Source organism: Pseudomonas sp. G5001, assembly GCF_013385475.1.
GTDB lineage: Bacteria > Pseudomonadota > Gammaproteobacteria > Pseudomonadales > Pseudomonadaceae > Aquipseudomonas.
The window spans coordinates 1-13,213 of record NZ_JACAPZ010000052.1; the positions used below are offsets into that span (position 1 = coordinate 1).

The following is a 13,213-nucleotide window of genomic DNA, read 5'->3' on the forward strand; positions in this document are numbered from 1 at the left end:
ACGCAGCCTCGCCAAGGCTCGGCAGCTGCTACGCACAACCATTCCTCAAGAGGGCGGGCTGTTGCTTTTTCCACACTCGTCCCGGCCACTGTGGTTTTTTCATCACTGCCAAGGTCTACGACGCCCGCAAACGCGGCCCGTCGCCCCATGGCACAGCCCTTGCTAAATCCCTGACAAAACCTTAGTCAAGGAGTCTCCATGCGCCCTTTATCTTTTCGCCGTGTCCTTTCATACCTGGGACTTGGCGCCGTGCTGCTGGCCGGCACCGCTCAGGCGCAACCCCATGACGGCGGAGTGCTGAACCTGGTGGCCCAACCCGAACCGCCGTCGCTGATGCACGGCGTGGTCAGCCACGTGTCCACCCAGTACGTCAGCGGCAAGATCCTCCAGGGCCTGCTGACCTTCGACACCGACCTGAAACCCAAACCGGTATTGGCCAAGGCCTGGACCGTTTCCCCCGATGGCCTGACCTACACCTTCGATTTGCAGGACAACGTGCGCTGGCATGACGGCCACGCGTTCACCGCCGATGACGTGGTGTTCAGCTTCCAGACCTTCTACCCCGAAGTGGACAAGCGCCTGGGCGGGGTCTTCACCGAGTACGTCGACAGCATCACCGCCAAGGGCCCGCTGCAGGTGGTGTTCCAGCTCAAGAAACCCTTCGCGCCGTTGCTCTCGGCCCTGGGCAGCGGGCTGCGGCCTGTGGTGCCCAAGCACCTCTACGAGAACACTGACTTTCGCAACAACCCCTATAACCTCAAGCCTGTCGGCACCGGCCCGTTTGTGTTTGTGGAGTGGAAACGCGGCGCCTATATCAAGCTGGCAAAGAACCCCGACTACTGGAAAAAGGGCCTGCCACACCTGGATGCGATCATCTTCCACGTGATCCCGGACGGCTCGTCCCGCGCTGCGGCGTTCGAGCGCAACGACGTGCAGGTGCTGCGCAGCGGTGATGCCGACTATTCCGACCTCAAGCGCCTGACCGCCTTGCCGGACGTGCAGTCGTCGGAAAAAGGCTGGGAGCTGTATTCCGGCCTGGCCTTCCTGCAGATCAATACGCGCAAGCCGCCGCTGAACAACCCCAAGGTGCGCCAGGCGATCCTGTATGCGCTGAACCGCCAGTTCATCGTCGACAACATCTTCTTCGGTTCGGGCAAGGTTGCCCCCGGCCAGTTCGTGTCCACCTCGCCGTACCACGACCCGCAATTGCCGCAGTACACCTATGACGTGAAAAAAGCCAAGGCGCTGATTGCCGAGTCCGGCGTGGACGTGGGCGCCGTGCGGATTCGCCTGCTCAACGGCGAGAAGGGCGGTGCCTGGGAGCGCCTGGCCGAATACACCAAGCAAGCCCTGCAGCCGCTGGGCTTCAAGGTACAAGTGGTGACGTCCGACGCCGCCACCTGGTTCCAGCGCGTCAGCGACTGGGACTTCGACCTGACCTACAACTTCATCTTCCAGATCGGCGACCCGTACCTGACCAACGCCTACCTGTACCGCTCCGACTACATCCTCAAGACTTCGCCATTTGCCAACGTCAGCGGCTACAACAGCCCCGAGGCCGATGCCCTGTGGACCCAGGTCGCCAACACCCCGGAAGGCCCGGAACGCACCAGGCTCTATAGCCAGTTGGAAAACGTGCTGAACACCGACCTGCCGATCGCGCCGATCTTCGAAATGCGCTACCCGACACTGTTCCACAAAGAGGTGAAGAACCTGCTGCAAACCGCCACCAGCCTTAACGAAGACTACGAAAGCGTCTACCTCGACGCGCCTGCACCATGAACGGGTTGCTGTATTTCAGCGGTCGCCTGCTCAAGGCACTGTTGATGATTGTGGCGGTGCTGGTGCTGGGCTTTTTACTGATCCGCCTGGCGCCGGGTGACCCGGCGCTGCTGTTGGCCGGCGAGGCGGGGGTGGATGATGTGCAGTTCATCGAACACCTGCGCCAGGCCATGGGCCTGGACAAGCCGTTGCTCACGCAGTTGCTGATCTACCTGGGCAATATCGCCCATCTGGACCTGGGTTATTCCTACCGCAACCAGACCTCGGTGTGGTCGCTGATTGCCGAGCGCTTGCCCGCAACACTGGCCCTGATGGGCTCGGCATTTTTGCTCTCGTCGGTGCTTGGCGTCACCCTGGGGACGTTGGCCGCCCGGGCCCGACAGAAGCGCCACTGGCTGGATGGCGTGATCTCCCACGGCGCTTTGCTGCTGTATGCGATGCCGCCATTCTGGCTGGCAATGCTGCTGATCCTGTTGTTCTCCGTCAGCCTCGATTGGTTGCCGGCGTTTGGCATGGAAACGGTGGCACAGGACTTTTCCCTGCTCGACCGGCTCAAGCACCTGCTGCTGCCGTGCGTGTCGTTGAGCGTGCTGTTCCTCGCCTTGTATATCCACCTGACCCGCGCCGCCGTGCTCGACGCCCTTGGCCAGGAATACGTGCGCACCGCCCACGCCAAGGGCCTGCACCCGCGGCGGATTTTGTACGTGCATGTGTTGCGCAATGCGCTGTTGCCGGTGGTGACCTTTGCCGGTTTGCAACTGGGCCAGTTGGCCAGCGGCGCGTTACTGGTGGAGGTGGTGTATTCCTGGCCGGGGATTGGTCGCTTGATGTACGACTCGCTGGCCCAGCGTGACTACGGCGTGTTGATGGGCGGTTTCCTGGTGATCTCGATTCTGGTGGTGGGCTTTAACGTGTTGACCGATGTGATCTGTCGTTTTCTCGACCCGCGTATCGGTGCAGGAGTGCAAGGCTGATGCTGGTTTTCCGACGTTTTGTGCGCCAGCCTGCGGCGTTGATCGGTGCGCTGTTTTTGCTGCTGCTGACGCTGTTGGCGATCGCCGCCCCCTGGCTGACCAGCAGCTCGCCATGGGAGATGAACAGCCAGCCGATGCTCGCGCCATTCCACGACCCGGCCCATTGGCTGGGCAGTGACCTGCTCGGTCGCGACCTCGCCAGTGGCCTGCTGTACGGCGCGCGGGTGTCCCTGGCCGTGGGGGCGCTGGCCAGCCTGGCGACCCTGGTGGTGGGCCTGCTGGTCGGCGCGGTCGCCGGCTATTTCGGTGGCTGGCTCGATGGGGTGCTGATGCGCATTGCCGAGTTCTTCCAGATCATTCCGCAACTGGTACTGGCGGTGATCCTGGTGGCGATCCTTGAGCCGTCCCTGTTCTCCATCGTGCTGGCCATCGCACTCGTAGCGTGGCCGGCGGTGGCGCGGTTGGTGCGCAGTGAGTTCCTGACCCTGCGCCAGCGCGAATTCGTGCAGGCCGCGCGGGTGCTGGGGCAGTCGCCGCTGGGGATCATCGCCCAGCAGATCCTGCCCAACGCCCTGGCGCCGCTGCTGGTGACCATGACCTTTGTCATGGCCACGGCGATCCTCACCGAAGCGGCCCTGGCGTTTCTCGGCTTGAGCGACCCGGAAGCCATGAGCTGGGGCTACATGATCAATGCCTCCCGTGGCTTGCTGCGGGACGCCTGGTGGATGAGCTTCCTGCCGGGGTTGGCGATTGTGCTGTGCGTGCTGGCGGTCAATCGAGTCGGTGAAGGTTTGCGTGTGGCCTTTGAGCCAGGGAGGTCGCTATGACGTTGTTGAGTGTTGAACATTTGCGTATCGCCTTGCCGGCCGGTGCGGATCGCAGCCATGCGCTGTATGACCTGTCGCTGCAACTGAACCGTGGCGAATGCTTGTGTGTGGTGGGTGAATCCGGTTCCGGCAAGTCAATGCTGGCCAAGGCTTTGCTGCGCCAGTTGCCGGACCCGCTGAAGGTGGAAAGCGGGCGCCTGGTGTTTCGCGACGAAGACCTGGCCGACCGCAGCGAAGAGGCCATGCGCCAACTGCGCGGGCGGGATATCAGCATGGTATTCCAGGAGCCCATGAGCGCCCTCAACCCACTGTTGCGGGTGGGCCAACAGATCGATGAAACCCTGCGCGCCCATGGCGTGGCGGCGGCACGGGTGCGGCGTCAGCGGGTGGTGGATTTGCTCGGTTATGTCGGCTTGCCCGACCCTGAGCGCTTGCGACTGGCGTATCCGTTTGAACTGTCTGGCGGGCAGCGTCAGCGGGTGGTGATCGCCATGGCCCTGGCGTTTGATCCGGCGCTGTTGATTGCCGATGAGCCGACCTCGGCGCTGGACGTGACCACCCAGGCGCAGATTCTCGACCTGCTGCGCAAGATCCAGCAGGACAAGGGCATGGCACTGTTGTTTATCACCCACGACTTTGCCGTGGTCGAGGCGATTGCCGACCGGGTGCTGGTGCTGGAAAAGGGCCGGGTGGTGGAGCAGGGCACGGCCCCGGCGGTGTTGCGTGTGCCCCGGGAAGATTACACCCGGCAGTTGTTGGCGGCGGTGTCGGCGCAACCGCTGGTGCCACGTACGCAGGTGGCTGGCCCTGTGGTGCTGAAGGCCGAAGCGCTGGGCAAGGTGTTCAGCAGCCGCAGCGGTTGGTGGGGGCGGCGTACGACTCAGGCGTTGGATGCGGTTCAGCTGCAATTGCGTGAAGGCGAGACGTTGGGGATTGTGGGGGAGTCGGGGTCGGGCAAGTCGACCCTGGGTCGGTGCCTGGTGCGTTTGCTGCGTGCTGACAGCGGGCGGATCGAGTGGTTGGGGCGGGAGGTCGCGGGGTTGTCTGAAGGGCGGCTGCGAGCGTTGCGCAGTGATGTGCAGATGATTTTCCAGGATCCGTTTGCGTCGCTCAATCCGCGGCAGACGGTGGGGCAGATTGTTATGACTGGGCCTTTGGTGCAGGGGGTTTCCAAGGCGGATGCCGAGCGGCGGGCCCGTGAGTTGCTGGGGTTGGTGGGGTTGCCGGCAGCGGCGTTTGAGCGGTTTCCTCATGAGTTTTCCGGGGGGCAGCGGCAGCGCATAGGGATCGCCCGGGCGTTGGCGGTGGAGCCTAAGGTGTTGATCGCTGATGAGTGTGTGTCGGCGCTTGATGCGCTGATCCAGGTGCAGATTCTGGAGTTGCTGGAGTCGCTGCAGCGGCGGTTCAGGTTGAGCATTGTGTTTATTACTCATGACTTGCGGGTGGCTGCGCGGTTGTGCGACCGGATTGCGGTGATGCGTCAGGGGAGGGTGGTGGAGCAGGGGGAGACGGCGGCGCTGTTTGCTGATGCGCGGCATCCGTATACGCGGGAGTTGTTGATGGCTGAGGCCATCTGACTTGGGTTGTTGGGGTTGGGGGCATATCCGTTATTCAGCTAACGGCCACCTATGGTTTCGCTCTTACAGCGAGTCACATTGCAAAAGCGGCAAAGGCGACCTGAGTGTTAGAGCAAAAGCAGAGCCGCTTTATGTGGGAGCGGGCTTGCTCGCGAAGAACCTGAGAGCGCCGCGTTGAATCAGGATGTTCGCGTTATCGTTAACGACCTTCGCGAGCAAGCCCGCTCCCACATTTGGATCGTGTCCACCTTTGATTTTGCTGTTGCTACACCACACTCAATCCTTTCACTTATTGAGAAACCTCCATGCCGACCTCTTTCACCGAACTGCCAGTGATCCAGGGCCAACCACTGGAAATCCGCCCCAACCGTCACCTGAGCATCACCCATCACGCGGGCACCACCCAACCCGACACGGTAGTGTTCTTCTGCCACGGCGCCGGCGGCAACAAGGACCAGTGGCGCCACCAATGGCAATCCCTGAAAACCCAAGGCTACAGTCTGGTCGCCTGGGACCTGCTCGGCCACGGCGCCAGCGCAAAACCCCGCAACCCCGAGGCCTACGCCTGGCCCGAACTGGTCGCCGACTACCTGGAAATCCTCAAGCGCTACGGCGGTTCCCGCAACCTCATCGTCGCCCACTCCTTCGGCACTGGCCTGACCCTGAGCGCCTTGCTGGCCAAACCCGCGATCCCCATCGAAGCCGTATTGCTGCTGGGCACCCGACTCCACAGCATCAGCCGGAGCGGCGGCCTGATGCGTCTACCCGCATGGCTCCTGGAATGGCTGCGCCCACTGCTGGCCAAAGGTTTCCGCCAGGCGGCATGGAACGCCAAGGCCGACCCCGCACTGGTCGCCTACGAAGAAAAACTCACCGAGCGCAACCCGCTGTACATGTTCAAGGCCCTGATGAAAAACGTCCAATGGCCAGACGCCAATGCACTGCTCACCCTGACCCTGCCCGTGAGTGTGCTGGCCGGCGACACCGACGGCCTGACCCCGGCCAGCGGCGGCGAAGCACTCGCCCGGCATTTGCCCAATGCCGAGTATCAGTTGCTGCCCGAATGCGGCCACCAACTCATGCTTGAAAAACCCGGCGAGGTATTGGCCGCATTTCAACGCCTGCTGTCAGCTCAGCGGGACGGCAGTTTCCAGCGCTCACGGTAGAGGTCGTACTGCGCGGCGGGCAGTTGCACCAGCAGCGGGTTTTCTCGCGGGTCCAGCCAGGCAAACAACGCCTGGATATTCACCGGGTCCATCGCCGTGCAGCCCAATGTTCCCGAACTGACGCTGCGCCAGATATGCAGGAAAATACACGAGCCGCCGTTGGCCAAAGCCGGTGTGTTGTGCTCGACAAAAATCCCCTGGCGGTACAGCTGGTCCTTGCGCAGCATCCGCTCGGAACTGGTCCAGTCCTTGTTCACCGCCGAGCTGTCCACCAGGGTGTTGTAATGGCTGGACTGGCTGTCATCCACGCATTCGCGGGTGGCGGTACTGGCCGCGTAAGGCAAGCGGGTGTCAGCGGTGGGAGCGTAGCCGAAGGCACCGCCGAGTTTGAAGATGCCGGCCGGGGCCTTGCCATCGCCTTCATGCTTGAGGGGCTGCTGGTCGGGGGTGGGTGTCGTAAGGCCGGTGCCCCACGCCATGCCGTTTTTACCGACCACGATGGCAAAGGGTTCGCCGACTTTCTGAAAGCCTTGCCCGTGCCGCTCATAGCGTTGTGCGGTGCCCTGGAGGGCGTTCCAGCCCGGGGTGGTGACCACGATCAGTTGCCGGCTGGTCTCGGGGATTTGCGCGAGTGCCACGTTTGAAAGCAGCGTCAGCAGCGCCGCGCAGGTTTTGATGAGCGTGTTCAACGGCGTTCAGTCCTTGAAAAGAGGGAAACCTCAAACGCTAGTTTTTGCCCCGGGCTTTATCAAGCTGAAGCTGTGTTGTGATGTTACCGCAGCGGTTCGATAGGGAAGTCCATCGGCTCGGCCCGCACCGGATTGCGGCTGTAGGTGAAGTGCCACCATTCGCCGGCATAACCGGTAAAGCCTTCCTTGGCCATCGCAGCGCTCAACCGTTGGCGATTCTGGCGTGCCGCCTGGCTGATGTGGGGGCTGTTGGTGTGGGCCATTTCGTCGAAGCAATCAAAACCGGTGCCCATGTCCAGGCCGCCATCGGGCAAGCGTCGACCGTAACCGGCGGCGCAATCCACCGCCGCGGTGTCGGCGCTCCAGGCCTGGGCTGGCCGCGCATCGGGACCGGTCAGGGTCACGTCCACTGCCGCGCCCCGGGAGTGGTTGGAAACCTTGGCCACGTAGCCCAGGCGCCAGAAATCCTGCTTGTTCACCCGGGGGTAGAACTCGGCCTTGGCCGGATCCCCCGGCAGGCTGGCGAAGCGGCCCATGTTCGCGACGGCACGGCTGGGACGATAGCAGTCGAAGACCTTCAAGCCGTAACCCTGCCTGGCCAACTCGGCCTGGACCCGTACCAGTGCCTTTGCCGCGTCGGCAGACAGCACGCATTCGGCTGCGTTGTAGCCGTCCAGCGGCGCTCCGGTGAAGTTGTGGGGGCTGGCGTAGCGAATGTCCTGGGCGATGCTCGGGTCGAGGCTGCGCAGGTAAACCATGTTGGCCGGCATCGGCGTGTCTGCCGCTACCGGCGTGGCGAGCACGATCAGGCTCAGGGCGGCAAGGGAAAGGGAAGAGTAGGGCATGGCGGGCCGGGCTCGGACGGTGGCTTAAGCGCGCCACACTAGCAATGCCCGCCCCATGCCGCCAGTGCTACGGCGCGGCGTTGGGCACAAATGCCACGCTGCCACCGTCACGCTTGTGGAACAACCGTTCACCATTGTCCGGCTGGGTAGTGATGACCTGATGATCGTTGCCCAGGTAGGCCAGCGGCGTCGGGTCATCCTTGGTGGACTGCGCGACAATAATTGTGCGCTTGGGATCAAAGGTGCGGCCGCTGGTTTTTTCCAGCCAGGCCATGAACGCCGCACTGTCGCCCTGGCGCGGGAAGTCCTGGGTTTCGGCAACGTAGTAGAACGGCGTCCCGTGATTTTGCAGGTACATCGGTACCTTGTTGTCGACTTCCACCATCACCATCTGCCACGCGTTCCATGGCGCGCTTTTCACTGCTTGCGCTTGAACGTCCTCGGCGAAACGGGTCACGCCGCCATTGCCATTGGTCCACGGATACACCACCCCGAGTACCAGCAGCATCACCCCGGCAGCGATGCCGAACCCACGGTACCAACCCCGGCCGACCGTGCCTTTGCGGGCGATACGCTCACTGACCCACCACGCCGCCAGCAACTGCGCGAACGGCACCAGCGGCAGCACGTAGTAACTGCGCCGGCTGCCACTGGCGGTGAAGAACACAAACAGCAGGCCCAGCCCCCACACCAGCCAACGGGTGTTGGGCGGGGTGTCGCGCCAATGCCGCACGGCGAGCCACAGGCCCAGCACCCAGCACGGCGCCCAGGGCAAGGTGTAGGCCGGCAGGTAGATCAGGTAGGTGTAGATCGGACCCATATGGTCGAACGGGTCGAAGAAGCGCACCACGTTTTCCCGGAACACCAGTTCCAGGCCGCTTGCACCGTAGGTCGGTGCGCCGTAGAGGTGGGACAGCACAAACGGGATCGCGTAGAACGCCCCGGCAATGATCACGGCCAGCACCAGCCGCAGGTTGAGGTGGCGTTTGTAGCGCTGTTCGCTGAGCAAGTGCGGCAACAACACCAGGCCCGGCAGTACAAAGCCGATCAAACCCTTGAACAGTGATGTCGCCGCCAGTAACAGGAAGAACACCGTGTAGCGCCCCAGCCGCGTATCGTCCGGCCCGCGCCAATACCACCAGACGGCGGCGAGCACGCCGCATACGGTCAGCACGTCCGCCGTGGCCACCCGGGCCCAGAAGAGGAAGTAGAAGGTGGTCGCGAGCATCCAGCCGGCAATCAGGCCGGTGCCTTTGCGGAACAGTTGCTCGCCGATCAGGTACACCAGCCAGATGCTCAGCCACGCCGAGATCACCGATGACAAGCGCAACGACCACGGCCCCAGGCCGCCCATCAGGTTGGCAAACCCGGTGATCAGCCAATACGACGGCAAGGGTTTGTCGTAGTACGGGGTGCCCTTGAGGTACGGGTCGAAGTAGTCGCCGCTTTGCAGCATCTGCAGGGTGATGTTCGCCCAGCGGGTTTCCGGGCCCCACAGGTCGCGGGCGCCCAGGCCCAGCAGCAGGATCAGGGCCGACACGCCCAGGAGCAGCAGCAGGGCGCTGCGTTCGGTTTTCCAGAAGTTCATGGAGCGGTTCCGATGTGGGATGAGTGTTGAATGGGGTCACCCCACATTAGGGCGCCTGTGTTACGGCAATTGCGGGTAGATGATGATCTCCAGGTCACCCTTGTAATAACGCTTGCCCCCCAACGGCAGCTGGCCGGCTTCGCGCATTTCGCTGGTGCTCCTGACCCGCATCAGCACGCCCACCGAACCTTGCTGGCGCGCCTGCTTGAGCCAGGCTTGAACGCTGTCCAGATCCACCTTGCGGTGCATCGAGTCGGCGTATTGCAGGCCGTAGCGTAGTTCGCCTTCAGTGTTGTAGAGCGTCACTTCGGGCCGCCGCAGGCGCCATGCCAGGGCCGACGCCGATTCCAGTTCGTTGCTCAGCAGCGCTTGGGTCTGTTGCAGCTCGTCCAGGTGCTGGAGCACGAACTGGTCAGGCATCTGGTTATCTTCGACCACCGCCGGCATGCCGGCGGGCAACAGCGCCACCAGCAGGCCAATGCCCAACGCCGGCATCGCCCACAGCGCCAGTGGGCGGAAGGCCTGAAGCAGGTTGGCGAGCATCCAGCCCATCAGCACGATGAACGTCAGGGACAGGTTGAACATCTCGCTGTGGCTGTTGCCGTACAACGGCCGGTCGATTTGCAGGTAGATCAGCGTCACCATCGCCGCGAGGCCGATGCCCAGGTTGAGCAGGCCATTGACGCGCAGCGTGCGGGTGCGGGCGTTGGCCAGCAGGTCGATCAACGCATGGCCCATCAGCAGCGCCAGCGGCAGCAGGCACGGCATGATGTAGGTCGGCAGCTTGCCGTTGCTCAGGCTGAAAAAGCCCAGGGGCAGCAGCAACCACAGCGCCAGGAAGACGATGGCCGGTTGGCGCTTTTCCTTCCAGGCCTTGCACAGTGTCGCCGGCAGCAGCGCCGCCCACGGCAGGCACGACACCACCATCAGCGGCAGGTAGAACCACCAGGGACGTGCATGCTGGGCATTGTCGGAGGCGAACCGGCGGATGTGCTCGTGCCAGAAGAAGAAACGCCAGTAGTCCGGTTCCTGCAGGTGGATCGTCAGCGCCCAGGGCAGGCACACCACGGCCGCCACCAGAATCGCCAGCGGCCCGTAGCGCAGCAGTTCCCCCAGGCGACGTTGCCAGAGCATGTAAGGCAGGGCGATCAGCACCGGCAGCAACCACGCGAGGAAACCCTTGGTCATGAAACCCATGCCGCAGGCCACACCCAACAACGTCCAGCTGGCGAGGCGGGCACGGGGGGGGGAGCTGTCGAGGGCAAACCACAGCGCCGCCAGGCTCAGGTTGACCCAAAAGGTGAATTGCGGATCCAGGTTGGAATAACCGGCTTGCCCGGCCACCAGGCCGAAACTCATGTAGAGCAGCGCGCAGGCGAAGCTCTTGCGCGGGTCGTTCCATAGCCGGCGGGCGATCAGGTAGGCGAGCACGACGCTCAGGCCGGTGGTCAGGGCGGAAGCGATGCGCACGCCGAACAGGTTTTCACCGAACAACGCCTGGCCCAGTGCGATGAGCCAGTAGCCGGCGGCGGGTTTTTCGAAATAGCGCACGCCCATGAAGTGCGGTGCCACCCAGTTGCCGCTGATGAGCATTTCCTGGCTGATCTGGGCGTAGCGGGTTTCGTCAGGGATCCATAGGCCATGCAGGCCCAGTGGCAACAGATAGAACATCACGAATGCCAGTAGCAATACGGGCAATGGTTTAAGGCGGGTCATGGCTATTGCACTCTCAAGCGGTATTGACGGTGAATCAGCGCGAGCGCTGGATCAGCCATGCGCGAGGGGTAGAAGGTGGTCGTGGTCGGGTAGAAATGCGGCACAGAACGTTATTCCTTAAACAGTCTGTTAGTGGGGGGGGCGAAACTGAATATCCCTGTGCCCCAGTCAAGCTCGTTAAACGTGTGGCGTCCAATAAGTCATCGAAGGTCATCGTCATGTTGTTAACTTGTGAAAAGTTAGTGAGCTAATAATTTTTCTAAAAAAATCAATTAAAACCATAGACGATGCCACGGTCTGGCTGTCTTTTTGCTGAACGAACTTGAATGATTAAATGTGAAGAATTGTTCTAAAGTTGTTTAAGCACGGCGGCCCAGTCCTTACTTTTCAAAATACCCAGCGCCTTGAACTTGCCGTCGGGCAGCAGCTTTACAAACAATGCACTGCCGTACTCGGCATGGGCAGCGTGTGAGTAGCCCAATGCCTCCTCGAAGTCGCTGATGCAGGCGCTGTGGGTGACCACCAGCAGGTTGCGGTCCGAGTGTTTATGCGGGCGCAGTTCCTCGCCGATGGCAGGGCCGCAGATGGCCAGGGGGCCGGGTGACAGTTCGGCCTTGCCGAACATGAAAAGCGAGGTCTGCGCGGTACGGGTGGTGGGGCTGCTCAGTACGTCGGTGTTTTCCATGCCCAGGGTCTGGAAGGCCTTGCCCACGGCACTGGCAGACAACGAGCCGAGCGTGGTCAGGCCGTCTGCCGGGCCCAGGCAAGGGTTGTTGGAGCGGTCACAGCGTTCCTCATGGCGGACCAGCACCACCAGGTCTCCGTTACGCCAGGCTTCCAGGGTTCCGGAGGTGAGCAGGCGGTGGCCCACGCCCAGGTCCAGCGGCGATCTTGGCCACCAGATGAACGCCGTTACTGCCAGGCTGATCATCACGATACCTGCCACGCCAAGCCACAGTTTGTTCAGCTGTTTTACAAATGCCCAGCGCGAGCGAGACTTGCTCAGGGTCAGGTCAACCACACTATTCACCATTGGTAACTTCCAGGCGTTAATCCGGTAACTGGCAGCGGCAAGTTAGGCAGGCGCCAAGTGAGTAGCGCTGATGCAGGAATATGCAAAAGCGTGTCACAGGGGCGCTGTCTTTTTGCTGAACATACCGATATAAAAAATTGTTCACTTGCACTAACGGGCGTTTGAAATAACCAGCCTGTTATCTGCCCATGGACGGCAATTTAAAGTGCAGCAGGTGGCGGCCGGGTGAAATCGATGTGAAAAATTTGCAGGGGTCATGGGGCGCTCCTTTTTCCCATGGTTGTGACATAAAAATGTGACAACCGTTATTCTCCGGCTTAAGTCCAGAAGCTTGTGGGGAGGGGTGATGCTGCAGGTACAAGGGGTATTCAAGAGTTATGGCACGCCGCAGGGGCCGTTGACCGTGCTGGCGGGTGTCGACCTGTACCTGGGAGCGCGCAGCAGCCTGGCGTTGATGGGTGAGTCGGGCAGTGGCAAAAGCACGCTGCTGCATTTGGTGGCCGGGCTCGACCAGGTCGACCGTGGCAGCATCCAGGTCGGCGACCAGCGCCTGGACCAGATGAGTGAGGCGCAACTGGCCCACTGGCGGCGCACCGAGATCGGCCTGGTGTTCCAGCAGTTCAACCTGATCGGCAGCCTGCGGGTCGAAGACAACCTGGCTTTCCAGGCGCGCCTGGCCGGGCGCCTCGATCCGGCGTGGCAAGCGCAGCTTGTGGAGCGACTCGGCCTGGGTGACTTGCTCAGGCGTTACCCCGAACAACTGTCCGGCGGCCAGCAGCAACGGGTAGCGGTAGGACGAGCCCTGGCGTCGCGCCCCGGCTTGCTGCTGGCGGACGAACCCACCGGTAACCTCGACGAAGGCACCAGTGACGAAGTGCTGCAACTGCTGCTGGACCTGCTGCGGGACAGCCCGACCAGTTTGCTGATGGTCACCCACAGCCCGCGCATCGCGGCGCGCCTTGACCAGCAGGTGGTGTTGCATCGCGGCCAGGTACTCGCTGCGGACGCCCGCTGAC

The 13,213-nt window shown here is 62.4% G+C and carries 11 protein-coding genes; 6 read left to right on the forward strand and 5 right to left on the reverse strand.

Features of this window, described 5'->3' with window-relative positions:
• The first annotated feature begins 198 nt into the window (after nt 1-198).
• The 5 genes from HX805_RS30735 (at nt 199) to HX805_RS30755 (ending at nt 6,326) form a co-directional block, all read left to right on the forward strand.
• Nucleotides 199-1,782 (forward strand): ABC transporter substrate-binding protein, encoded by a 1,584-nt coding sequence (locus HX805_RS30735; protein WP_008431399.1) that lies wholly within the window; start codon nt 199-201, stop codon nt 1,780-1,782.
• Complete coding sequence (locus tag HX805_RS30740; protein ID WP_003210290.1) at nt 1,779-2,756, forward strand: ABC transporter permease; 978 nt, start codon at nt 1,779-1,781, stop codon at nt 2,754-2,756. The genes HX805_RS30735 and HX805_RS30740 overlap by 4 nt, the downstream gene beginning before the upstream one ends.
• Nucleotides 2,756-3,583 (forward strand): ABC transporter permease, encoded by an 828-nt coding sequence (locus HX805_RS30745; protein ID WP_003210288.1) that lies wholly within the window; start codon nt 2,756-2,758, stop codon nt 3,581-3,583. The genes HX805_RS30740 and HX805_RS30745 overlap by 1 nt, the downstream gene beginning before the upstream one ends.
• A complete protein-coding gene (locus HX805_RS30750; protein WP_177081988.1) occupies nt 3,580-5,160 on the forward strand; it encodes an ABC transporter ATP-binding protein in 1,581 nt (526 codons plus the stop codon). Before HX805_RS30745 ends, HX805_RS30750 begins: the two co-directional genes overlap by 4 nt.
• A gap of 305 nt (nt 5,161-5,465) precedes the next feature.
• Complete coding sequence (locus HX805_RS30755) at nt 5,466-6,326, forward strand: alpha/beta fold hydrolase (protein ID WP_087693381.1); 861 nt, start codon at nt 5,466-5,468, stop codon at nt 6,324-6,326.
• Here the strand turns inward: HX805_RS30755 and HX805_RS30760 are convergent.
• The 5 genes from HX805_RS30760 to HX805_RS30780 form a co-directional block, all read right to left on the reverse strand.
• Complete coding sequence (locus tag HX805_RS30760; RefSeq protein ID WP_003210282.1) at nt 6,293-7,015, reverse strand: L,D-transpeptidase; 723 nt, start codon at nt 7,013-7,015, stop codon at nt 6,293-6,295. The genes HX805_RS30755 and HX805_RS30760 overlap by 34 nt on opposite strands.
• A gap of 83 nt (nt 7,016-7,098) precedes the next feature.
• The gene (locus HX805_RS30765; protein ID WP_177029207.1) at nt 7,099-7,860 is read right to left on the reverse strand and encodes a M15 family metallopeptidase; all 762 of its coding nucleotides are present in this window, start codon (nt 7,858-7,860) and stop codon (nt 7,099-7,101) included.
• Between the two features lie 67 nt (nt 7,861-7,927).
• Nucleotides 7,928-9,448, reverse strand: coding sequence for a glycosyltransferase family 39 protein (locus HX805_RS30770; RefSeq protein ID WP_177081989.1), 1,521 nt, complete (start codon nt 9,446-9,448; stop codon nt 7,928-7,930).
• A gap of 60 nt (nt 9,449-9,508) precedes the next feature.
• Nucleotides 9,509-11,164, reverse strand: coding sequence for a lipid IV(A) 4-amino-4-deoxy-L-arabinosyltransferase (gene arnT / locus HX805_RS30775; protein ID WP_177117600.1), 1,656 nt, complete (start codon nt 11,162-11,164; stop codon nt 9,509-9,511).
• A gap of 349 nt (nt 11,165-11,513) precedes the next feature.
• Nucleotides 11,514-12,197, reverse strand: a complete 684-nt coding sequence (locus HX805_RS30780; RefSeq protein WP_177081991.1) for a histidine phosphatase family protein — start codon at nt 12,195-12,197, stop codon at nt 11,514-11,516.
• Between the two features lie 346 nt (nt 12,198-12,543).
• On the opposite strand from HX805_RS30780, the gene HX805_RS30785 reads away from it, so the two are divergent.
• Nucleotides 12,544-13,212, forward strand: a complete 669-nt coding sequence (locus HX805_RS30785; protein WP_008431380.1) for an ABC transporter ATP-binding protein — start codon at nt 12,544-12,546, stop codon at nt 13,210-13,212.
• The last annotated feature ends 1 nt before the right edge of the window (nt 13,213 follow it).

What these genes read in the sequence shown, in the direction of transcription:
- HX805_RS30735 (WP_008431399.1), top strand. Translation starts at nt 199, where the DNA reads ATGCGCCCTTTATCTTTTCGCCGTGTCCTTTCATACCTGGGACTTGGC.
- HX805_RS30740 (WP_003210290.1), top strand. Translation starts at nt 1,779, where the DNA reads ATGAACGGGTTGCTGTATTTCAGCGGTCGCCTGCTCAAGGCACTGTTG.
- HX805_RS30745 (WP_003210288.1), top strand. Translation starts at nt 2,756, where the DNA reads ATGCTGGTTTTCCGACGTTTTGTGCGCCAGCCTGCGGCGTTGATCGGT.
- HX805_RS30750 (WP_177081988.1), top strand. Translation starts at nt 3,580, where the DNA reads ATGACGTTGTTGAGTGTTGAACATTTGCGTATCGCCTTGCCGGCCGGT.
- HX805_RS30755 (WP_087693381.1), top strand. Translation starts at nt 5,466, where the DNA reads ATGCCGACCTCTTTCACCGAACTGCCAGTGATCCAGGGCCAACCACTG.
- HX805_RS30765 (WP_177029207.1), bottom strand. Translation starts at nt 7,860, where the DNA reads ATGCCCTACTCTTCCCTTTCCCTTGCCGCCCTGAGCCTGATCGTGCTC.
- HX805_RS30770 (WP_177081989.1), bottom strand. Translation starts at nt 9,448, where the DNA reads ATGAACTTCTGGAAAACCGAACGCAGCGCCCTGCTGCTGCTCCTGGGC.
- arnT (WP_177117600.1), bottom strand. Translation starts at nt 11,164, where the DNA reads ATGACCCGCCTTAAACCATTGCCCGTATTGCTACTGGCATTCGTGATG.
- HX805_RS30780 (WP_177081991.1), bottom strand. Translation starts at nt 12,197, where the DNA reads ATGGTGAATAGTGTGGTTGACCTGACCCTGAGCAAGTCTCGCTCGCGC.
- HX805_RS30785 (WP_008431380.1), top strand. Translation starts at nt 12,544, where the DNA reads ATGCTGCAGGTACAAGGGGTATTCAAGAGTTATGGCACGCCGCAGGGG.